The organism is Microlunatus endophyticus (genome assembly GCF_014646195.1).
GTDB lineage: Bacteria > Actinomycetota > Actinomycetes > Propionibacteriales > Propionibacteriaceae > Microlunatus > Microlunatus endophyticus.
This window is the reverse complement of record NZ_BMMZ01000005.1, coordinates 1-22767: the sequence shown is the minus strand read 5'-3', so window position 1 is coordinate 22767 and position 22767 is coordinate 1. Positions and strand designations below refer to the sequence as shown.

Below are 22767 nucleotides of genomic sequence, written 5' to 3'. Positions count from 1 at the left end.
CGACCTCCTTGAATAAGAGACCAGTGGTCTGTTACTGTTATAACAGACCGTTAGTCCTGTTATCCATCTTACCGAGGAGCACCATGTACGCCGTACCCGATCAGAGCGGCCGGCGGATCGTCGTCACCGGTTCCAACAGCGGCACCGGGCGGGAGGCCGCGAAGCGACTGGCGGGCGCGGGCGCCGAAGTCATCCTTGCGGTTCGGACGCCCGCCAAGGGCGAGGACGCGAGGACGGAGATCCTCGCCGCACACCCGGAGGCCGCCGTCGAGGTGCGACAACTGGATCTGGCCGATCTGGCCAGTGTCCGCGAGTTCGCGGCCGGGATCGTGTCCGACGGCCGGCCGCTGCATGTGCTGGTCAACAACGCCGGCGTGATGGCGGTCCGCAAGCGGCTGCAGACTCCCGACGGCTTCGAGCTCCAGCTCGGCACGAACTTCCTCGGACCCTTCGCGCTGACCAACCTGCTGTTGCCGGTGCTGTTGCAGGCCGACCGGCCGCGGGTCGCGACGATGAGCAGTGGCACCGCGAATTTCGGCCGCATCCGGTTCGCCGATCTCCAGTCCGAGCGCCGCTACAGCGCCTGGCTCGCCTACGCCCAGTCCAAGCTCGCGGATCTGCTGATGGCGCGCCAGCTGGCGGCGGTCGCCGAACAGCGCGGCTGGCCGTTGCTCAGCACTGCAGCCCACCCCGGCTACACCCGAACCAATCTGCAGACGGCCGGCCGTAACCTGACCAGTGATCAACAACGGCCCCCGATCCGCCGCACGATCATCCCGTCCCAGGACGTCGAGACCGGGGCCGAGCCGCTGCTCTTCGCGGCTGCCGATCCGCAGGTCGAGCAGGGCGCGTACTACGGCCCGTCCCGCTTCAGCCTGGTGGGCCCGACCCGTCGCGAGAAGCTGCCCCGCAGTGCCCGCAACATGGTGGTCGCAGCCAGGCTGTGGCAGGAGGCGGAACGCTTGACCGGCACCGGGCTGGGTGAGCAGTAGTTATTCGGATCGGTACTGATGGCTATTTACTACAAGGGCTTGATAAAGCTCTGACGACCATGATCGGATAGAGGCACCTGCAATGCGAAGGAGCATCTGTGCCCTCACCAATCCGAGTGGCAGTCCTGAGTTTCTGGCACGTGCACGCCGGGGACTACACCAAGAGGACAGTCGAACATCCCGACACCGAACTCGTCACCATCTGGGACGACGACGAAGAACGTGGCAAGGCCGCAGCCGAGCAGTACGGTGTCGAGTACACCAGCGATCTTGAAGCGCTGCTGGCTCGCGACGACATCGACGCGGTCACCGTCACCACCGAGACCAACCGGCACCGCGACATCATGGTCGCCGCGGCGAATGCCGGCAAGCACATCTTCACCGAGAAGCTGCTGGCGCCGACCGTCGCCGAGGCCGAGGAGATCATCAAAGCAACCGACGACAACGGCGTGAAGCTGATCGTCTCGTTGCCGCGGCTCTACGACGGCTACACCCCGACGGTCGGCGAATTGATCAACTCCGGCAAGTTGGGTGAGATCACTTACGGCCGGGTCCGGCTCTCGCATGACGGCTCCAGCCGGGGCTGGTTGCCGGAGCGCTTCTACGACCCCGAGCCGGCGATCGGCGGCGCGCTGACCGACCTGGGCTGCCATCCGGTCTACCTGACCCAGCTGTTCCTGGGCAGTACGCCGGCGACGGTCAGTGCGACGTACGGCGCCTACACCGGTCGCGCGGTGGAGGACAACGCGGTCGTCACCGTCGGCTATGCCAACGGGGCGATCGGCGTGATCGAGGCCGGTTTCGTCTCGCCGAATCCGTTCGAGATCGAGATCGGCGGCACCGAAGGCATCATCACCTTCAACGACAAGGACGGCGTGGTCGTCGCCCGGGGCAAGGCGTTCGGTGACGGCCCGGAGCAAATCGCGATCGCCGACAAGGCGCCCTCGGCCTATCACCAGTGGGTCGACCACATCCAGCAGGGCACCCGCGCCGACGCCAACATCGCCGCCGCCGTGGAGCTCACCCGGTTGGTGGTCGCGGCCAACGAATCGGCCCGCACCGGCAAGACCATTACGTACGCCAAGAACTGAAGTCTCACAGAAATCAAGGGAGCATTGATGCTCAAGGTAGGACTGATCGGCGGCGGCGGTATCGCCAACGCGCACATCCGCGGCTATGCCGCCAATGCCGACAAGATCAAGATCGCAGCGGTCGCCGATGCCGTCGAGGCAACGGCCGAGCAGCGCGGCACCGAGCTGGGCGCGACGGCGTACACCGACTACGCCCAGATGATCAAGGAGGAGCAGGACCTGGACGCGGTGGACATCTGCCTGCCGCACCACCTGCACGCCGATGCGATCATCGCCGCGGCCGAGGCCGGGCTGAACATCCTCTGTGAGAAGCCGCTGTGCCTCTCGCCCGAGGAGGCCCGGCGGGTCAACGCCGCCGTCAAGGACAACAAGGTGACCTTGATGAGCGCGCACAACCAGCTCTTCATGCCGACGGTCGCCAAGGCCAAGGAGTTGCTGGCCTCAGGGGTGATCGGACCGGTCTATGAGGTTCGCACCACCGACAGCTTCTTCAACAACTTCGACCCGGCCAACATGGGCTGGCGGGCCCATGTCGAGACCGCGGGCGGCGGCGAGCTGATCGACACCGGCTATCACCCCAGCTACCTGCTGCTCAGCCTGGCCGGCGGTGTGCCGGTCGAGGCAACGGCGATGCTGGCCACCCACCGGCTGACCTTCTCCGAGGCCGAGGACAGCGCCCAGGTGCTGGTCCGCTTCGACAACGGCGTGATCGGTCAGCTGGTGACCAGCTGGGCCTATCAGCCGGCAGCGATCACCGAGCGCTTCTCCGCGGTCGGTGAGCTCGGGTCGCTGTACGCCGACGGGTCGACGCTGTCGTACCGGCTGCGGGACGGCAAGGAGGAGACCTTCACCTTCGATCCGGTCGACACCTTCGCCGCCGAGATCGGGCACTTCGCCCACTGCCTCGAGACGGGCGAGCGCCCGCCGCACACCGAGGACGAGGGCATCCAGGTGCTCGGCATGATCCTGGCGGCGTACGAGAGCGCCAAGAACAAGACGATCGCCCCGGTGCTCAACGTGCTGGCCTGATCCGCGCACAAGAAATCGCCCCGGTTCCGAGTGTTCGGAACCGGGGCGATCTTTTGTCCTTCGAGCTGTATCAGGACTTGGGAACGATATAGCCCTGCTGCAGTGCCAACGAGAATCCGGCGGTCATGTTGTAACCGGCGAGGTTCCACAGGGCGCTGGTGCCGCTATTGTCGACCGGCGGCCAATTCGTGAAGTCCTTGGTCGAATATTCGAACTGGTAGTTCTTGGTCGCGTACCAGATGTACGGCACCTGCTGGTTCACCAGTTGCGCCCAGTCCCAGGTCAGTTTCTTCATCTGATCGCCCGGTGGGACTGAACTGGCCTCTTTGTTCAGTTCCTGGGTGATGTCGACCTTGCCCAGCCCTGGGACATTCATCGTCGGGCCGAATCCGATACCGCGTTTACCGGCGTAGGTGCCTGCGGTCGAGTAGTTCTGGCCCGGTCCCATCATCGCGCCGTACATGGCCAGCGGATCGTTGCTGTTCGGGCTGAAACTGCCGATATCGAAGTCACCGTTGTGCTGATCGGCATCTTGTTGGGCGCCCGAGGTCGCATTGACGCTGGTCTTGATCCCGAAGGCGGTCAGCGCCTTGGCAGCCGAGTTGTCCGAGGTGACCTGGTTGGAGGTCGCCGAGTTGACGGTGATCGTCAGCGTGAAGGGCTTGCCGTTCGGCATCATCCACTGTGAGCCCTTCTTGGTGAAGCCCTTGGACTGCAGCAGCTGGGTCGCCTTGTTGGTGTCCAGCGGGTACGGGTTCAGCTGGTTCAGTTGGTCCTGGGTCAGGTTCAGCTGCTCCAGGCTGGGGGAGATGCCGGTGTTGATCTTCTTCCAGACACCGCCGCCGTTCTTCGTGGTGCCGAATGCTGCCTCGGTCATCTGCTGCCGGGGGATGACGTAGGCCAGCGCCTGCCGCACCTCGGTCATCGACAACGGATACTTGTGGCTGTTGAAGCCCAGCACATAGCCGAAGGACGGAGGCACCGCAGTGTTGGCGTCCTGGACCTTGGTCCACTGCTTCAGGATCGGCGGCGGCATGTAAACGCTGGACAGGTCGGTCTTGCCGGAGAGCAGCTGCGGATAGACCGCCTCGTTCTGACCGTTGGCCCACTCGACACCGGCGACCTTGATCTTGTCCGCACCCCAGAAGCCGTTCCACTTGGAGAGTTTGGCTTCCTGATTGGTGATGTTGTCCAACTGGAAGGGGCCGTCCCCGATCAGCTTGTTGACCTTCATCGCCGCGAGATCCTTGAACGTGTCGCTCATCCTGGTGAATTGCGGGAGCTTCGCGGCCTTGGCGGGATCGGTCTGCATCGTCCGGAAATAGGTCTTGACGTCCTTGGCGATGCCATCGGTGACGAACTTGCCGTAGACGCTGTACGGATAGACGATGATGTTGGCCAGGATGTCGTTCTCCGCCAGAGTGGTCGGCTCGCCCTTCTTGAGCACGAAGGTGACCGTGTCGTTGTCGGTGATCTTGACATCGGTGATGTCGTTCCAGAAGCCGTCACCGCGCAGCCCGTCCAGGATCGCGGTGTCGTAGAGGTCCTTGCTGGTGACCGGGGTGTTGTCCTGCCATGTGGCGCCCTGATGCAGATTGACCACCAGCTTGCCGTTCTTGGCCGTCCAGCTCTGGGCCAGCTGCGGCGTGTAGTCGGTCATGCTGGGGAAGTTCTGGTCGGCCAGCCGCAGCGAGATGAAGTCGCTCTGGATGCCCAGGCCGTTGACGTTGTACGGGTTGTAGGACCAGGTCGTGCCCCAGAAGCAGCACGGGAAGAAGTTGAGGTACTTGCCGCTGGTCGACGCCTGACCGCCGCCGCCGCTGCCGGCCGGACCGCTACCGGCGGTGCCCGCCGAACAAGCGGCCGCCACGACCAGTGCCAGGCACGCCGACAGGATGGCTGCGAGTCGTCTGCGGACCGGGCGTGCGATTCTAGATATGACTCCGTCAAATCGACGGGGGTAATTCATTGGAGCTCCCTGCAGTGGGTTCAACGATGTAAATGCAACCGCACTGTACGAAGTCCAATCCTGTGGACATAGTCGTGTGCCAAGATTTGCCAACCTATTTGCCAACCCATTTTCCGAGCGCTCAACGCCGCGCTTCCGCCCGGTCTCTGTCCCGCCCCCGAACCCGCGAAACCCGCGATCCGGCGAAACTCGCGACAACGGGAGTTCCGGCGCCCTGGAGACCGATTCTGGCCGCGCAATTCGGGTTGTCGCGAGTTTGGCTTGGCGGGAGGCGTGGAACCGGGGTCATTAGTCGAGTTGTCGCGAGTTTGGAGTGCCGAGACGCAACGAGGCCCGGCCGCCATGGCCGGGCCTCGTAGCGCTTTGCAGTCCGTCAGTCGCGGGCTCTTGCGGCGCGGATCTTCTCCTCGCGGGCCTCGCGGCGATCCCGCGCCTGCTGGGTCAGCGACGGATCGATCCGCCGGGCGACCCGGGTGCCGATGAAACCGGTCACCACGACCAGCAGGCAGACGATGATCGCCAGGTCATCGCCGACCGCGCCGCTGGGGGTCTTAATCGCCGGCCGGATGATGAGCGACAGGAACAGCATCGCCAGCCCCATCCGCATCAGCAGCTTTGCTGCCATTCCGATCATGGTCACCTCCCGCGGTGGTACCGACCATATGCGCCAGCGGCGGCACCTGATCGGAGAAGTGGCAGGCCGTACGATGCCCGCCGCCGATGTCGGCCAGTTTAGGCGCCTGTTTGCGGCAGACGTCCTGGACCAGCGGGCAGCGGTTGGCGAAAACGCAACCGGTGGTCGCCGGTTCACCGATCAGCCGCTCACCCTTGGCGTCCTCCTCGGTCTGGGTGCGCTTGCGGGCCATCTTCGGGTCCGGCACCGGGATCGCCTGCAGCAGCATGTGCGTGTACGGATGCCGCGGCTTGGTGATCAGGGCCTCGACCGGCCCCTCCTCGACGATGTGCCCGAAGAACATCACCGCGATCCGGCCACCCTGGGCGAAATACCGGACGACGCCGAAGTCGTGGCTGATGAAGACGTAGCCGATTCCCCGTTCCCGGGCGAAGCGCAGCAGCAGATCCAGGATCGCCACCCGCATCGAGACGTCCAGCATGCTGGTCACCTCGTCGGCGACGATCAGTTTCGGATCGAGGCTGATCGCCCGGGCGATCGAGACCCGCTGCCGCTGGCCGCCGGACAACTGGTGCGGGTAGCGCTGTAGGAATTCCGGTGTCGGGTCCAGGCCGACCTGTTCCAGCAGTTCGAGCATCTTGTCCTGCACATTGCGCCAGTTGGCGAGCTTGTGCTGGAGCATGCCGGGTGCCAGCGTGCTGCCGATGGTCAGGCCCGGGTTGAGGGAGCCGTACGGGTCCTGGTGCACCATCTGCACCTGGCGCCGCCACTGCTTGCGCTGCCTGCCTTTGAGCTTGGCGATGTCCTGGCCGTCGAAGGAGATGGTGCCGCCGGTGGGCTCGTGCAGTCCGGCGATCATCCGCCCGAGGGTGGTCTTGCCGCAGCCGGACTCGCCGACCAGGGCGACGATGTCCCCAGGCTCGGCGGTCAGGTTGATCCCGTGCAGCACCGGCCGGCCGCTGCCGGTCGCGTACGTGTGGGTGACGTTGGTTACTTCGAGCAGGCTCACGCCTCAGACCCCTCCCGGGCGCCGTTCAGCGAACGGTTGGTGACGAAACACGCCACCAGATGGTCATGATCATCTCCGAGCAGCGGTGGCTCGGCCTTGCGACAGCCGTCCTCGGCCAGTGGGCACCGCGGTGCGAACCGGCAGCCCTCGGGCAGTCGGGCCAGATTGGGCACCGAGCCGCCGATCGGCTTCACCTTCAGGCCGGCGTCCAGCACGCTGGGAATGGCGTTGATCAACGCCTCCACGTACGGGTGTCGGCGGCCGCCGGAGAAGATCTCGTCGACGGTTCCCGACTCGACCAATCGGCCGGCGTACATCACCGCGACCCGGGTGGCCAGCTCGGCGACCACAGCGAGGTCGTGGGTGACGAAGATGATCGTCACCCCGAGCGACGCGTGCAGATCGTTGAGGATCTCGATCACCAGCCGCTGGTTCAAGACGTCCAGTGCGGTCGTCGGCTCATCGAGGATCACCAGCGACGGCTTGAGCAGCAGGGCGACCGCGATCGCGACCCGCTGCTTCATACCGCCGGAGAGTTGGCTCTCGTAGCTGCTCCAGATCCGCTCCGGAGGCAGCTGGACCAGGCCGAGCAGGTGCTCGAAGTAGGCACGGCCGTCCTTCGGGTCGTCGAAGACCTCAGGGTGGGCCTGCAGGATGTGCTCGACCTGCTTGCCGATGGTGAGTACCGGGTTGAACGCATTCATGGCGCCCTGGAAGACCATCGAGATCTCCGCGCCGCGCAGCTTGTTCAACTCGGTCTTGTCCATGGTGGTCGTCGATCTGCCGCGGAATCTGACCTCGCCCCGGGTCACCCGGCCGGGTGCCGGGACGATGCCGAGCAGTGAGTAGGCCAAGGTCGACTTGCCGCAGCCGGATTCGCCCACCAGGGCGTAGATCTCACCGGCCTTGACGTCGAGGGTGACGTCCTGGACCGCCTTGACCGAACCCGGCCCGTCACCGAAGGCGACGGTCAGGTTGTCGACCTGGAGGAGCAGGTCGGTATCAACAGATGTAGTAGTCACTGAACACGCAGCCTCGGGTTGAACACGCTGTCGAGAGCGCGGGAGAAGAACACGAACGCGACCTGCAGGATCACGATCGCTGCCATCGGGGAGAACAGGTAGAAGGCGCTGTCGGTCGTGTAGAGAGCGCCCTGCGACATGGCCAGGTTGATCATGATGCCCCAGTTGGTGCCGGCGATCGGTGCGACACCGAGCAGGAACAGACCGACCTCGGCGTAGATCGCGCCGGTGATCGCCAGCAGGAAGTGGATGGCGACGTACGGTCCGACATTCGGCAGCAGCTGCCGGCCGACCATGTTGCCCATCGAGACGCCCTGCAGCTTGGCGGCCTCAACGAAGTCGCTGCTGCGCAGGCTGAGCGCTTGGGATCTGATCGCACGGGCCAGACCGGCCCAGGCCGTGATCGACAGGATGCACGCCAGGATGAATGGGTTGGTGGTGTGGATCACCGCCGCCAGCACGATGATCAGCGGCAGTCCGGGGACGGTCAGGAAGACGTCGGTGATCCGCATGATCACCGAGTCGGTGAGCCCGCCCGCGTAACCCGACAGCAGGCCGAGGAGCACGCCGATGAAGATCGTGATGATCGCTGCCAAGACGCCGACGATCATGATCGGTCGGGCGCCGACGATGATCTGGCTCATCACGCCCTGGCCGAGCGAATCGGTCCCGAGCGGGTGGGTCCAGGAAGGCGGTAGGTACGCATTGTTGGCGTCCTGGTCGTTGCTGACCTTGACGAAGACAGGCCCGAAGATCGCCACCAGGCAGTAGATGGCCACGATCACGCCACCGACCAGAGCACCCTTGTCGGCGCGGAGGATCCGCCACAGATCGCTTACGAATCTCATGCGACAGTCCCTCCGACAGGAAGTGTGGTTGCGTCATCGGTGCCGGAGTCCGGGCCGGGAGCATCGGCGCGGCGCCGTGCCGCCGGGTTGATGATGCGCGGATCGACCAACGGATACAGCAGGTCGACCAGCAAGTTGGTGACGACCACCGAGACCGTGATCAGCAGGAAACAACCCATCATCAACGAGTAGTCACGGTTGTTGACCGATTGGATCATGTAGTAGCCGATGCCGGGATATTGGAAGTAGTACTCGATGAAGAACGAACCGCCGAACATGAAGCCGATCGACAGGGCGAGCTGGGTGACCATCGGCAGCATCGAGTTGCGGCCGACATAGGAACGGCTGATGACCCGCTCACTCAGACCACGGGATTCTGCTGCCCGGACGTATTCGGCGCCCAGCACCGACACTGCGCTGCCCTTCATCGCCAGCGCCCAGCCGCCGAAGGAGGTCACCACCGAGGCGAACACCGGCAGCACCGCGTGGTAGAGGACGCTGACCAGATACGGCCCGTTGAGCCCCGGCCTGGCGTCGACTCCGTAGGCGCCACCGGACGGGAACACCTGATAGGTCGCGGTCAGGACATAGATCAGCAGGATGGCGATCAAGTAGTTGGGGACGGCGCTCAGGAAGGACACGACGAAGGTCATGATCTTGCTGAATGCGCTGTCGGGGAAGCTTGCCATCGCCGAACCGATCGCGACGCCGATGATGAAGCTGATGATCAGCGACACTCCGACGACCAGGATGGTCCAGGGCAGCGCTTGGGAGATGACCGCGACGACGGTGGTGCCCGGATTGGTGATCGGGACGCCGAGATTGCCGTGCAAGATGTTGACCAGGTAGTCCTTGTACTGCGTGAGGACCGGAGCATTGGGCAGTACGCCGTAGACCGCGGCGACCCGCTGCTGGATCTCCTGGTCGGTCAGGCCGCCCTGCTGCCGGAGCTGGGCTTCGAGCGCGGCCATCGGGTTCCCCGGCATCAATCTGACCATGAAGAACGACAGCGTGAGCACGATATAGATGATGATCAGGGCCATGAGTACGCGCTTGGCCAGATATCGGAGCATCGGTGAATCCGTTCGAGCGATAGCGCAAGGTCATGATCACCGCAGGCCCGCGGTGATCATGACCTCGCAGATGAGCATTACTTCTTGGGTGCGATATACCCCTGTTGCAGTGCCAGCGAGATGCCTGCCGACATGTTCGCGCCGACGATGTTCCACAACGGGCTGGTGCCGGACTTGTCGACCGGCGGCCAGTTGGTGAAGTTCTTCGTCGAGTACGTGAACTGGTACACCTTGGTCGCATACCAGATGTAGGGCACCTGGTCGTTGACCATCTGAGCGTAGTCCCAGGTCAATTCGTTCAGCTTGGGACCCGGGCCGACGTTACGGGCCTGAGAGTCCAGAGCAGTCGCGATGTTCTCGCTGCCCAGTCCCGGCACGTCGACCTTCGGGCCGAAACCCAGGCCGCGCTTGCCGGCGTAGTTGCCACCGGTCGGGAAGTTCTGGGCGGTACCAAGGATGTTGTCGAGTTCGCTCAGCGAGTCGACGCCGCTGACGAAGTACATACCGGCGTCGAAGTTGCCGTTGTGCTGGTCGGCGTCCTGCTGGGCACCCGAGGTCGCATTCACGTCGGACTTGATGCCGAACGCCGTCAACGCCTTGGCTGCGGAGTTGAACGAGGTAACGACATCGGACGTGTCGGCGTTGGCGGTGAACGTCATAGTGAACGGCTTGCCGTTCGGCATGATCCACTTACCACCCTGCTTCTTGAAGCCCTTGGACTCCAGCAGTTGGGTCGCTTTGGCCGCATCGACCGGGTACTTGTTCAGCTGGTTGATCTTGTCCTGCGACAGGTACAGCTTCTCCATCGTCGGCGAGATGCCGGTCATGACCTGCTTCCAGGTACCACCGGCGCCCTGGCCAGTTCCGTAGGAAGCCTGGCTCATCTGCTCACGCGGAATCACGTAGGCCAGCGCCTGGCGGACCTCCTTCATGTTGAACGGATACTTGTGGCTGTTGAAGCCCAGAACGAATCCGAACGACAGGGGCAGTGCAGTGTTGGCGTTCGAGGTGCTCTTCCACCGCTTCAGGATCGGCGGTGGCAGGTAGACGTTGGAGAAGTCCGCCTGGTTGGAGAACAGCTGCGGGTAGATCGTCTCGTTGGCGCCGTTGAGGTAGTTGATGCCGCCGATCTTGATCTTGTCCGCGCCCCAGAAGCCCGACCACTTGGAGAGCTTGGCCTCCTTGGTGGTGATGTTGTCGAGCTGGAACGGGCCATCACCGATCAGCTTGTCGACCTTCTCGGCCGCCAGATTCTGGAAGACCTTGCCCATCCGCTTGTACTCGGGCATCTTGCCGGCCTTGTCAGGATCCTTCTGATACTCGACGAAGTAGGCCGGTACATCCTTCTCAAGCTGCGGCGTGACGAACTTGCCGTACACGCTGGACGGGTAGGGAAGGATGTTGGCGAGGATGTCGTTCTCGGCCAGCGGAACCGGCTGACCCTTGCGCAGCGTGAAAACGACGGTCGAGTCGTCGGTCGCCTTGACGCCGGTGATGTCGTTCCAGAAACCGTCGCCCCGGGTGCCGTCCAGCAGCGCGGTGTCGTAGACGTCCTTGCTGGTGACCGGAGTTCCGTCCTGCCACTTCGCACCCTGGTGCAGGTGCACGGTCAGCTGATCACCTTTGACGTCCCAGCTGGAGGCCAGCTGCGGGGTGTAGTCAGTGAGGCTCGGGTAGTTCTGAACTGCCAATCGCAGGGTGATGAAGTCGTTCTGAATCCCCAGCTGGTTGACGTTGTAAGGGTTGTTCGACCAGGTCGTTCCCCAGCTGCAGCAGGGGGAGAAGGACAGATACGGCGCGGCGCCGCTCTGTCCGCTGCCACTGTTGCCTCCGGCGGATCCGCCGCCGGCGGCGGTGCCTGCGCTGCAGGCTGCAGCGACAGAGACTGCAGCACCTGCGGCCACAACGGCCAACAGGCGCTTCTTGGCCAGGGGACGCTGACGCCTCCCGGCCCAATCGATTAGCCGTGCGCGAGCACGACGAAGTTTTGACATGGATCCTCCTTGACCCCAAGTCGGACGCTCCGACGGGTCCATCAGAAAGGATCATAGAATTACTCACCCAGGATTAGTAAAGAGGGTGGAGGAAATTTGGAACTCTGCCCCTGGGTGTTACGGTGGCTTGTTACCAGATCTTGACCCGATCCTCAGGTGCGAGCCACAGTCGATCTTGCTCGGTGACCCCGAAGGCCTCGTAGAACGCCGGGACGTTGCGGACGATCTGGTTGCAGCGGAACTCGCTCGGTGAATGCGGATCGGTGGCCAGCCGCTGGATCGTCGCCTCCGGACGGCTCTTCTCCTGCCAGATCGAGGCATAGCTGTAGAAGAGCCGCTGGTCGCCGGTCAGGTCGTCGATCACCGGTCCGTCCTGGTCGCCCAGGGCGATCCGGTAGGCCCGGTAGGCGATCGAGAGTCCGCCCAGGTCGCCGATGTTCTCGCCGATGGTCAGGGCGCCGTTGACGTGGTGACCGGGAGTGTTGTGCGGCTCGAGGGCGTCGTACTGGCCGATCAGCGATTTGGTGCGCTGCTCGAAGGCGGCCCGGTCCTCATCGGTCCACCAGTTCAGCAGTCGGCCGTCCCCGTCGCAGGTCGAACCCTGGTCGTCGAAGCCGTGGCCGATCTCGTGGCCGATGACCGCGCCGATGCCGCCGTAGTTGACGGCATCGTCAGCCTCGGCGTTGAAGAACGGCGGCTGCAGGATGGCGGCGGGGAAGACGATCTCGTTGCGCAGCGGGTGGTAGTAGGCGTTGACCGTCTGCGGGGTCATGAACCACTCGTCCCGGTCGACCGGCTTGCTGAGCTGGTCCAGGGTCCGGTTCAACTCGTACTGATGGGCCCGGATGACGTTGCCGACCAGGTCGCCGGCCTTGATCTCGAGGCTCGAGTAGTCCCGCCACTTGACCGGATACCCGATCTTGGGCCGGAATTTGGACAGCTTGTCCAGGGCCTTGGCCCGCGTCTCGTCGGTCATCCAGTCCAACTCGCTGATCGAGGCCCGGTAGGCGGCGATCAGATTGTCGACGAGCTCGTCCATCCGCTCCTTGGCCGCGGGCGGGAAATGCCGCTCGACGTAGATCTTGCCGACCGCCTCGCCGAGTGCGTCCTCAACCAGTTCGACGCCGCGCTTCCAGCGCTCCTTCAGTGAGGGGATGCCGTTCAAAGTCGTACCGTAGAAGGCGAAACGGGCGTCGACGAACTCGGCCGAGAGGTACGGCGCGAAGCTGTTGACGATCTTGAACCGGGCCCACGCCTGCCAGGCTGCAAGCTGATCGGCCGTGATCAACTCAGCGGCTCCGGCGAAGAACGACGGCTGCTGCACGACGACCTCGGCGAAGGCGTTCTGCTCGATCTCGGCGGCCGCCAGGAAGCTCCGGATCTGCAGGCCCGATGCGGCCGCATCAAGCTCATCGAGTTTGGTCAGGTTGTAGGTGGCTTGCATGTCCCTGCAGCGCACCCGGTCCCAGTGCTGACCGGCGATCGCGGTCTCCAGCTCCAGCACAAGCCCAGCTTGTGCCTCGGCGTCCGCGATGCCTGCCAGGCCGAGGATCTTGGCCAGGTACTCCACGTACTGGCCGCGGATCTCGGCGTACTTCTCCTCGCGGTAGAAGGACTCGTCGGGCAGTCCGAGGCCGCCCTGGCTGGTGAACATGATCATCCGCTGCGGATCACCCGGGTCGGCGTCGGAGTCGAACCGGAACAGTCCGGACACCCCGGTCCGGGCGAAATGGCCCAGCAGGGTGATCAACTCGTCGACACCGGCGATCGCGTCCACCTCGGCCAGCAGCGGCTGGATCGGCGTCGCGCCGGCCGCCTCGACCGCGTCGGTGTCCAGGAAGCTCGCATACAGCGTCGCGATCTTGCCCTCCTCGGACGCCGGGTCGTCTGGAGTGAGGCCGGTGATGATGTCCTTGACCGCTTCCTCGGCGCCGTCACGGAGTTTGATGAAGGCGCCGGTCCAGCTCTGGTCGGCGGGGATCTCGGCCGTCGCCAGCCAGCGGCCGTTGACATGGCGGAAGAGGTCGTCCTGGACCCGGATCTGCGGGTCGACGGCGGACAGGTCAAGCGCGGGTGCAGTCTGCTCGGTGGGATCAGAGATGGTCACATGGCCAGATTACGGGACGAAGGGGTGCGTACGATGCCCGTATGGCGCGCTTCGACAGTCCGGTCCCCGGCACTCACGATCCCTACCGGGCTGCTGCCGATCGGTACGCCGGCACCGACTACCGCAAGGTCGGCAACTCCGGCCTGCTGCTGCCGCCGATCTCCCTCGGGCTGTGGTGGAATTTCGGCGACGACCGGCCGTTCGCGACCCAGCGGGAGATCCTGCGGTACGCCTTCGATCACGGCATCAGCCATTTCGACCTGGCCAACAACTACGGGCCGCCGTACGGCTCCGCCGAGGAGAACTTCGGCCGGATGATGACCAAGGACTTCCGGCCGTACCGGCACGAGATGATCATCTCCACCAAGGCCGGCTGGGACATGTGGCCGGGACCGTACGGTCAGCTCGGCGGCCGGACGTACGTGCTGAACAGTCTGGACGAGTCACTGAAACGGATGAATCTGGACTACGTCGACATCTTCTACAGCCATCGCTTCGACCCGGACACTCCGCTGGAGGAGACCATCGGTGCGCTGGACACCGCGGTCAAGTCGGGCAAGGCGCGCTTCGTCGGGATCTCGTCCTATTCCGCCGACCGGACCCGGCAGGCCAAGCAGATCGCCGACTCCCTCGGTACGCCGCTGGTTATTCACCAGCCGTCCTATTCGATGGTCAACCGCTGGATCGAGGACGGGCTCACGGATGCCCTCGACGAGCTGGGAATGGGCGCGATCGCCTTCACAGCGCTGGCCCAGGGGCTGCTGACCGATCGCTACACCACCAAGGGCGGCGGCGAACAGGGTCCGGGCCGGCCGAGTTTCACCGTCGACGCGGCCAAGAACGCCGAGGTCGTACGCCGCCTGGACGCGCTGTCCGAGATCGCCCGGCGACGGGGCCAGACGCTGGCCCAGCTGGCGCTGGTCTGGGTGCTGCGGCGGCCGACGGTGACTTCGACGCTGATCGGTGCTTCCAGTGTCAAACAGGTCGCGGAGAACCTGAAGGCGCTGGACAATCTGGAGCTCAGCGACGAGGAACTGGCCGAGATCGACCAGTATGCCGTCGAGGCCGACGTGGATCTGTGGCGCTCGGTCTCGGAAAGCTGAGATCAGGACCCCTTGCCGCGCTCGAGCAGGTGCAGCAGGTACTCGCCGTAGCCGGACTTGATCAGCTCCTGGCCGCGGGCGGCGAGTTGGTCGTCGGAGAGAAATCCCTGTCGCCAGGCCGCTTCCTCGGGCGAGCCCACCTTCAGGCCCTGCCGGGCCTCCAGGGTGCGGACGAAGTTCCCGGCGTCGTTCAGCGACTCGAAGGTGCCGGTGTCCAGCCAGGCAGTGCCACGCGGCAGGACGCCGACCTGCAGTTTGCCGGCGGCCAGGTAATGGCTGTTGACGTCGGTGATCTCGTACTCTCCGCGCGGTGACGGCTCGAGCCCGGCGGCGATCTCCAGGACGTCGTTGTCGTAGAAGTAGAGGCCCGGCACCGCGTAATGGGATTTCGGCTTCTCCGGCTTCTCCTCCAGCGAGATCGCATGCCGGTCGTCGTCGAACTCGACCACACCGTAGCGCTCGGGATCAAAGACCCAGTAGGCGAAGACGGCGCCCCCGTCCAGATCCTGGAAGCGCGCCAGCTGGGTGCCCAGTCCGGGGCCGTAGAAGATGTTGTCGCCCAACACGAGCGCAACCTTCTCGGTCCCGACGAATTCCTTGCCGATCACGAACGCCTGTGCCAGTCCGTTGGGCTGTGGCTGGGTGGCGTAGCTGATGGAGATGCCGAACTGCGACCCGTCGCCGAGCAGCCGGTGGAAGCTCTCGGCATCGTGCGGAGTGGTGATCACCAGCACGTCGCGGATCCCGGCGAAGATCAGCGTCGACAGCGGGTAGTAGATCATCGGTTTGTCGTAGACCGGGACCAACTGCTTGCTGACACCGATGGTGACCGGATGCAGCCGGGTGCCTGAGCCGCCGGCAAGTATGATGCCTCGCATCCACGCAAGTGTACGAACATCGCCCGCCGGATGACGGGAGATCGCTAAACTGCCCAGGGTGAACAGCTACTTGGTGACCGGGGGCGCGGGCTTCATCGGGTCGAACTTCGTGCACCATCTGCTGTCGTGCACCGACGCGACGGTGACCGTGCTGGACAAGCTGACCTATGCGGGCAACAAGGCTTCGCTGGACGGACTGCCTGCCGACCGGTTCCGGCTGGTGCAGGGTGACATCTGCGACGCGGAGTTGGTCGACGAGCTGGTTCGCGATCATGACGTCGTCGTCCATTACGCTGCAGAATCACACAACGACAATTCGCTCAGCGATCCCTCGCCCTTCGTCCAGACCAACGTCGTCGGCACCTTCACGCTGCTGGAGGCCGTCCGCCGTCACGATGTGCGCTATCACCACATCTCCACCGACGAGGTGTACGGCGATCTCGAGCTGGACGATCCGCACCGGTTCACCGAGTCCACGCCCTACAACCCGTCGAGCCCGTACTCGTCCACGAAGGCGGGTTCGGATCTCCTCGTCCGGGCCTGGGTGCGATCCTTCAAGGTCGCGGCGACGATCAGCAACTGCTCGAACAACTACGGCCCGTACCAGCATGTGGAGAAATTCATCCCCCGCCAGATCACCAATGTCCTGGACGGCGGACGGCCCAAGCTCTACGGCGCCGGGCTGAATGTCCGGGACTGGATCCACGCCGAGGACCACAGCCGAGCTGTGCTGCGGATCATCGAGGCCGGGCGGATCGGCGAGACCTATCTGATCGGCGCCGACGGCGAGCACAACAACAAGGACGTCGTGGAGATGATCTTGGAGTTGCTCGGCCGGCCGCGGGACGACTACGACCACGTCAACGATCGGGCCGGACATGATCTTCGGTATGCGATCGACTCCACCAAGCTGCGCGCTGAGCTCGGCTGGCGGCCCGAATTCGCCGACTTCGCGGCCGGATTGAAGGCGACCGTCGAGTGGTATCGGGAGAATGAGGCCTGGTGGCGCCCGCAGAAGAATGACACCGAGGCGAAATACCGCGCGGCGGGCCAGTGATCATGAACGGGCTCTCGGTGACCGGGTCGCCGATCCCTGGCTTGTTGATCATCAACGTGCCGGTGCACGGTGACAACCGCGGTTGGTTCAAGGAGAACTGGCAGCGGGAGAAGATGATCAAGCTCGGGCTGCCCGACTTCGGCCCGGTGCAGAACAACGTGTCCTTCAACTCCTCGGTCGGGGTCGCGCGCGGGCTGCACGCCGAGCCGTGGGACAAATACGTCGCGCTGGCGACCGGGCGGGTCTTCGGCGCCTGGGTCGATCTGCGCGCCGGTGACTCCTTCGGCACGGTCTACAGCCAGGAACTGGGGCCCGACACCGCGATCTTCGTCCCGCGGGGTGTGGCCAACGGTTATCAGACGCTCGAGCCGGACACGGTCTACAGCTACCTGGTCAACGAGCACTGGAGCGAGGACGCGCGCTCGGAGTACACCTTCCTCAACCTGGCCGACGAGACCGCCGGGATCCAGTGGCCGATCCCGCTGGCCGACTGCGAGTTGTCCGCCGCCGACAAGGCGCACCCGCGGATGGCCCAGGTCACCCCGATGCCGCCCCGTCGGACAGTGATCATCGGCGGCAACGGCCAGGTCGGGCGGGCGCTGACGGCGGCTCTGCCCGATGCCGAGGTGACCGATCGGGCGGTGCTCGACCTGTCCGATCCGCAGTCGCTGGAGAAATTCGACTGGCGGTCCTACGACACAGTGATCAATGCCGCCGCCTACACAGCTGTCGATGCGTCCGAGACGCCGGAGGGGCGCAGGGCGGCCTGGGCCACCAACGTCGCCGGTGTCGCGGCCCTGGCCGAGATCGCTCGGCGGCACCGGTTGACGCTGGTGCACATCTCCTCCGATTACGTCTTCGACGGTTCGACCGGGCCGCACGGCGAAGATGAACCGCTGACGCCGCTCGGGGTCTACGGGCAGACGAAGGCTGCCGGGGACGTGATCGTCGCCGGTGTCCCGCAGCACTACATTCTGCGCACCAGCTGGGTGGTCGGCGATGGCGGCAATTTCGTCGGGACCATGATCAAGCTGGCCGATTCCGGCGTCCGGCCGTCGGTTGTCGACGACCAGATCGGCCGGTTGACCTTCGCCGACGACATCGCGCGCGCCGCGGGACATCTGCTGGCTGGCCGCCCCGCGTACGGTGTCTACAACCTGACGAGCGCGGGCGAGTCGCAGTCCTGGGCCAGTATCGCCAAGTCGATCTTCACCGCACGTGGTCGGTCCGCCGAGGACGTCACGCCGGTCAGCACCGAGGTGTACGGCGCCGGCAAGGATCTGGCTCCGCGCCCGCGCAACAGTCTGCTCGACCTGAGCAAGATCGTGGCCACCGGATTCGAGCCACGGGATGGTGGCGAGGCACTCGCCGATTACCTTGATCAACGATCCTGACGGTGTGGGCTAGAGTTCCCGGCAGAGTGACTCTCGGGGGCACAAGCCAGCATTGAGAGGATCAACGATGACCCTTCGCGTCAACCGGCGTTCCCTGCTCTTCGGGTCGGCTGCCCTGGCTGGTGCCGCAGGACTGGGAGCGTGCAGTTCCGGCTCGGGCACAACCTCACATAGTGGCTCTGGTCCGGGCGCGGCGGTCGCCGTCGGATCGGCCGAGAAACCGCTGCCAAGACCGGCGAAATTCCAGGAGGCGCCCGCACTCAAGGGCAAAGGGTTGCCTCCGGTCGAGCAGCGGCTGCCGGAGAATCCGTATGTGATCCCGCATCGCTGGGTCAAACCCGGCAAGTACGGCGGCAAGCTGAATCTGAACACGGTCACGACCCAAGGTGCAGCGGTGGCGGACTCCGACCGGGAGTTCTTCTACGGTCACTCGCCGCTGCGTTATCTCAACGACGGGAAGTCGATCGGACCCGGCATCGTCGAGTCCTGGGAGACCAATGACGACTCGTCGGAGTGGACGTTCCACTTCCGCAAGTGGCTCAAGTGGTCCGACGGCGAGCCGTGGACGACAGCCAGCGTGCTGTGGTGGTGGGACAACTTCATCCTGGCCCAGAAGATGGCCCAGACACCCCCGGACGATGCCCGCTCAGGCAAGGGAACGCTGGCGAAATTCACTGCAGTCGACGACACCACTTTGAAGCTGACCTTCGACACGCCGGCGCCGCTGACCGCAGATCGGATGGCCGCCTGGGTCAACGGCAATACAGGTCGGAACGGCCCGATCTGGACGATGCCGCATCACTACCTCAAGCAGTTCCACCCCAGCGGCGGCAAGGACGTCGGCAAGGACTGGGACGCCGACGGCGGGCTGATGGCGACCAAGGCGGATTGGCATCGTAATCCGGACTGCCCGACTCTGACCGGGTTCAAGTGCAGGTCCTTCGACAACAACAAGGGTGTCGTGCTGGAGCGCAATCCCTACTACTACGCGGTGATGCCCAACGGTGATCAGCTCCCGTACGTGGACGAGATGCAGTTCACGGTGATCACCGACCCGGAGGTCGGCAAGCTCCAGGTCGAACAGGGTGCGGTCGACTACACCCAAGGCTCCTTCAACGGCCTCATCCTCAGCGATGTCGAAGGCCTGCGGAAGTCGACCAAGACCGCCGGCACCGAGTTGGTGCTGTGGGACAGCGGATCCGGCACCGGATCGATCTTCTTCCTCAACTACGACTACATCGAAGATGATCTTCGCGAGCTGTTCCGGGAGCCGAAATTCCGGCAGGCGATCTCGTACGCCTTCAACCGGGACGCGGTTCAGAAGTCCGTCTACTACAACACGGGCGAGAAGACGACCGGGACGCTGAGCGCCAAAGCGGTCGACTTCCAGGTCAACCAGACCGGCAAGGACATCTACAAGCAGTGGCGGGACGCCTATGTCCGACACGATCCCGAGAAGGCCAGGCAATTGCTCGACGAGCTGGGCCTGAAGGATCAGGACGGCGACGGCATTCGCGAGCTCCCGAACGGCAAGAAGCTCGCGCTGCGACTGGAATACTCGGCCGACGAGTCCGCAGAGCACTCGGCCAAGGACAACCAGCTGGTCGCCGACCTGGCGAAGGTCGGGCTGAAGATGACCAGGACGCCGATCCCGCCGCAGAGCTTCGATGATCAGTGGATGTCGGGCAAGCTGATGGCGCACACCAACTGGGAGGTCGGCGACGGTCACCCGCTGATCTATCCGGGCTGGATCGTACCGACCCAATATGCGCACTGGGCCCCGCTCGAAGGGCAGTGGTGGCAGCAGCAGGGGACCAAGACCAACTCCACCGAGCTGAACGTCGATCCGTGGAAGCGACATCCGCCCCGGATGGAACCGGACAAGGGTGGACCGGTGGCGAAGCTGTGGGACCTCTTCAACCAGGCCAAGGTCGAGCCGGATGAGATGAAACGGCACGAGCTGGTCTGGGAGATCTTCAAGATCCACATCTCCGACGGGCCCTTCTTCATGGGGTGTGTGGCGAACTACCCGCAAGTGATGGTGATCAAGTCCGATCTGATGAACGTCCCGCGCCGGGAGAATCTCGCCCTCGGGGGCTTTGTGAACCCGTGGATCCACCCGACACCGGCCGTCTACGATCCGGAGTGTTACTACTGGCAGGACCCGAGCAAACACACCTGATACCGGGCGTGATCAGTTCGCGTAGTGGGGATTCGGGTTCGAGCTCGTGGCAGGGCTCCGGGGGCAGCAGCGCGATATCGCAGTGACCCGGCCGTTTCGAAGTTGGTCGCGGACCTGAGCCGAAGTCCGGAGCTTCGATCCTTGGGGTAGTCCCAGCGGGTCGATGTCAGCCCGTCGACGAGGAAGACGATCACCCACCCGGCGATCGGTCCGATCGAGCTGGATTGCGAGGCGCTGCACGACCAGTCCCGGGATCAGTGGTTGATCATCTACACGGCACGTCCGGGCACTCCAGCGCACGAGGCGCTGCAGTTGCTGCGGGTCATCGGGGTCGAGGAGATGAGCTCGCGGACGTAGCAGGCGCAGGAGACTCAGGTGCTCGGGCGATCAGGTCGACCTGCCGTAGGAAGATCCGCTCCAGGACGCTTTCGGACCCGGCTGGTTCGGCGGGTGGGTTGGTCCTGGTCGGTGGTTTCCGGGCGGGGTTGAGGGCAGCCCAGAGTGTTTGGGCGAGGTTGCCGGTGCCGAGGTCGAAGGTGCCGCCGGGGTTGACGATCAGGACGCGCCCGTAGCTGGTTTTCCAGACGTGGGTGTCCGGGTCGGGTTGGCGGACTGCTGTTTGTCCGAAGGTCTTGTGCCGGTGTTCGCGCCGGGTCAGCGGGCCGAGGTTGTCGATGCCGGTCTGTCCGGGTGGGCCGCCGCGGTCGGGTGGTTGGTACGCGATGGTGTGATCGAGATCGTTGTGCCGGTTGAGGCTGTTGGACCAGGGGAACCGGGATGCCGGGGACAGGGTGAGCAGGGTTTCGCGTATCCGGGCGGGGATCTCGTACCGGTCGACCGCCGTGATGGCACCGGTGTCGATGATCGGTTGGAGTTTGACGGTGCACGCCTGGCCGAGCCATTGCCGGACTGTGTCGAGATACACCGGGCCGAGGCCTTCGACCCGGGCCAGTCGAGCCTGCGGATCGGCCGGCCCGAACGGGCCGTTGAGGGACTCCTCGCTGATGTGGAGGTGCAGGATCGCCGACGGCTGCAGCTTGGTGAAATCGAGCTGTTTGATCAACCCGGCCACCAGATCGGCGATCACCGCCTCACGAACCGCATCCGATGCGGCATCCTGCGCCCGGTCAGCCCTGACACCGTCCGCCACCGCCTCCCCGGCCGAGACCGCACTGCCAGCAGCGGCCGCACTCACATCGGCTGTGCTGTCGTGGACTGCATCACCGCAGGTTGCGCCACCGGGGACCGCGTCGTCCACGGCAGGATCGTGCTGGGCAGGATCGTGCTGGGCATCGGGGTTGTTGGTTGACGCGCCGGCCGTGGCATCGCGACATGGCCCGCCGCCACCCGTGTCGCCATCGTCGACGTGAGTGAGGGTCTCGACCGCCTGGTCGAACAGGCCCGGTTGTTGGGCTTCCAGCTGGATCCGGACGGCGAGTCCGGGATTGGTCTGCAACAACTGCGAGGCCACTGCCCGCCATTCGTCCAGGCCATCGGTCCCGGGAAGCGGATCACCATCACCGTCGCCGGCACCGCGGACCGGGACACCCGGCGGCAGATCGGCTTTGCGGGCCTTCAAGATCGTGGCCAGCGCGGTGATCGCCGCCCACGACGCCCGGGCATCAGCCTCGGTGGTGTGGAAGTACAGGTCAGTCATGCCGTGCAGATCCGGTCGGCCCTTGCGCACATACCGGTCTCGGATTGCTTGGGCAGCTTCCCGTTCCAGGCGTTCTTGGTCGACGCGTTTGATCTGGGCATCGAGCAGGTTGTCCAACCGTTGCCCCGGCGTCAACCGCGGCAACGATCCGGACAGGTGCCGGTCGATGTCTTCGGCCTGCTCTTTCGACAGATGCCGGCTCCGAAACGCCACCCGATGCACCGTGTCGCGGCGGACCCGACCGAACCGGACCTGGGTCCACAGTCCTGGCATCCTGTCCCGCGCATCCAGGGCGTCTGCGATCAGATTCCTGGCCTGGTCGGGATTCATCCCGATCTCCACGCCCAACGCACCGGCAGCGGTCTCGGCCACATCCGGGGTGCCCTCGCCACCGAACAGGACCGCATCCTCCCCATACCAATCCAACCGCTCATCCGGGCTCAGGACACTGTCGGAGGGATGCAGATCCGCCCACTGGGCCGCCGCCAGCAACAGATCACAACCGGCCCGCTTCTCGGCCAGCATCGAAGCCCGGGCGGCAGCCAGCACGCTGCGCTCGTCCAACTCCCCCGATGCCGAATCCATGATCGAACACTAGCCAGGACCTCAGACGGAATCCATCCCTATGTTCGAATCTGTGGATAAACCCTTCAAACCTGTCATCTCGCAGGACATCGGTGACGGTTCTGCATCAGGACATCGGTGACGGTTTGGGTGTTCTTGGTGGT

At 64.6% G+C, this 22767-nt stretch carries 17 protein-coding genes and 1 pseudogene; 8 read left to right on the top strand and 10 right to left on the bottom strand.

Annotation, left to right across the window (positions count from 1 at the left end):
- The first annotated feature begins 83 nt into the window (after positions 1-83).
- The 3 genes from IEY07_RS11205 (at position 84) to IEY07_RS11195 (ending at position 3112) form a co-directional block, all read left to right on the top strand.
- A complete protein-coding gene (locus IEY07_RS11205; RefSeq protein ID WP_188895477.1) occupies positions 84-992 on the top strand; it encodes an SDR family oxidoreductase in 909 nt (302 codons plus the stop codon).
- A 98-nt stretch (positions 993-1090) separates the two neighbouring features.
- Complete coding sequence (locus IEY07_RS11200) at positions 1091-2083, top strand: Gfo/Idh/MocA family protein (RefSeq protein ID WP_188895476.1); 993 nt, start codon at positions 1091-1093, stop codon at positions 2081-2083.
- Between the two features lie 27 nt (positions 2084-2110).
- Positions 2111-3112 carry a Gfo/Idh/MocA family protein gene (locus tag IEY07_RS11195; protein WP_188895475.1) on the top strand — a complete coding sequence of 334 codons (1002 nt, stop codon included), beginning with the start codon at positions 2111-2113 and terminating at the stop codon, positions 3110-3112.
- Positions 3113-3182: 70 nt separating this feature from the next.
- Here IEY07_RS11195 and IEY07_RS11190 read toward each other — a convergent pair whose 3' ends face one another.
- The 8 genes from IEY07_RS11190 to IEY07_RS11155 form a co-directional block, all read right to left on the bottom strand.
- Positions 3183-5081, bottom strand: a complete 1899-nt coding sequence (locus IEY07_RS11190; protein WP_188895474.1) for an ABC transporter substrate-binding protein — start codon at positions 5079-5081, stop codon at positions 3183-3185.
- A gap of 373 nt (positions 5082-5454) precedes the next feature.
- Positions 5455-5706: a hypothetical protein gene (locus IEY07_RS11185; protein WP_188895473.1), complete on the bottom strand. Its 252-nt coding sequence runs from the start codon at positions 5704-5706 to the stop codon at positions 5455-5457.
- On the bottom strand, positions 5633-6724 hold the full coding sequence (locus IEY07_RS11180; RefSeq protein WP_188895472.1) for an oligopeptide/dipeptide ABC transporter ATP-binding protein: 1092 nt from the start codon (positions 6722-6724) through the stop codon (positions 5633-5635). The genes IEY07_RS11185 and IEY07_RS11180 overlap by 74 nt, the downstream gene beginning before the upstream one ends.
- Positions 6721-7746 carry an ABC transporter ATP-binding protein gene (locus IEY07_RS11175; RefSeq protein WP_188895471.1) on the bottom strand — a complete coding sequence of 342 codons (1026 nt, stop codon included), beginning with the start codon at positions 7744-7746 and terminating at the stop codon, positions 6721-6723. The genes IEY07_RS11180 and IEY07_RS11175 overlap by 4 nt, the downstream gene beginning before the upstream one ends.
- Positions 7743-8594, bottom strand: coding sequence for an ABC transporter permease (locus tag IEY07_RS11170; RefSeq protein ID WP_188895470.1), 852 nt, complete (start codon positions 8592-8594; stop codon positions 7743-7745). The genes IEY07_RS11175 and IEY07_RS11170 overlap by 4 nt, the downstream gene beginning before the upstream one ends.
- Positions 8591-9667 carry an ABC transporter permease gene (locus IEY07_RS11165; RefSeq protein WP_188895469.1) on the bottom strand — a complete coding sequence of 359 codons (1077 nt, stop codon included), beginning with the start codon at positions 9665-9667 and terminating at the stop codon, positions 8591-8593. Before IEY07_RS11165 ends, IEY07_RS11170 begins: the two co-directional genes overlap by 4 nt.
- Before the next feature lie 77 nt (positions 9668-9744).
- A complete protein-coding gene (locus tag IEY07_RS11160; protein ID WP_229670038.1) occupies positions 9745-11571 on the bottom strand; it encodes an ABC transporter substrate-binding protein in 1827 nt (608 codons plus the stop codon).
- A 220-nt stretch (positions 11572-11791) separates the two neighbouring features.
- Complete coding sequence (locus IEY07_RS11155; RefSeq protein ID WP_308422933.1) at positions 11792-13768, bottom strand: M13 family metallopeptidase; 1977 nt, start codon at positions 13766-13768, stop codon at positions 11792-11794.
- A 41-nt stretch (positions 13769-13809) separates the two neighbouring features.
- Between IEY07_RS11155 and IEY07_RS11150 the strand changes: the two genes are divergently transcribed.
- Entirely contained in the window at positions 13810-14871 is a 1062-nt protein-coding gene (locus tag IEY07_RS11150; protein ID WP_188895467.1) for an aldo/keto reductase, read from the top strand.
- 2 nt (positions 14872-14873) lie between these two features.
- On the opposite strand, the gene rfbA is transcribed toward IEY07_RS11150, so the two are convergent.
- On the bottom strand, positions 14874-15749 hold the full coding sequence (gene rfbA, locus IEY07_RS11145; protein ID WP_188895466.1) for a glucose-1-phosphate thymidylyltransferase RfbA: 876 nt from the start codon (positions 15747-15749) through the stop codon (positions 14874-14876).
- A 58-nt stretch (positions 15750-15807) separates the two neighbouring features.
- On the opposite strand from rfbA, the gene rfbB reads away from it, so the two are divergent.
- The 4 genes and pseudogenes from rfbB to IEY07_RS24715 form a co-directional block, all read left to right on the top strand.
- Entirely contained in the window at positions 15808-16806 is a 999-nt protein-coding gene (rfbB, locus tag IEY07_RS11140) for a dTDP-glucose 4,6-dehydratase (RefSeq protein ID WP_188895465.1), read from the top strand.
- A 17-nt stretch (positions 16807-16823) separates the two neighbouring features.
- Positions 16824-18200, top strand: coding sequence for a sugar nucleotide-binding protein (locus tag IEY07_RS11135; RefSeq protein ID WP_444543323.1), 1377 nt, complete (start codon positions 16824-16826; stop codon positions 18198-18200).
- 67 nt (positions 18201-18267) lie between these two features.
- Positions 18268-20382 carry an ABC transporter substrate-binding protein gene (locus IEY07_RS11130; RefSeq protein WP_188895464.1) on the top strand — a complete coding sequence of 705 codons (2115 nt, stop codon included), beginning with the start codon at positions 18268-18270 and terminating at the stop codon, positions 20380-20382.
- 165 nt (positions 20383-20547) lie between these two features.
- Positions 20548-20739, top strand: a pseudogene (locus IEY07_RS24715) (MmyB family transcriptional regulator); the annotation flags it as partial.
- Here IEY07_RS24715 and IEY07_RS11120 read toward each other — a convergent pair.
- Entirely contained in the window at positions 20705-22624 is a 1920-nt protein-coding gene (locus tag IEY07_RS11120) for a hypothetical protein (protein ID WP_188895463.1), read from the bottom strand. The pseudogene IEY07_RS24715 and the gene IEY07_RS11120 sit on opposite strands and share 35 nt — an antisense overlap.
- Between the last annotated feature and the right edge of the window lie 143 nt (positions 22625-22767).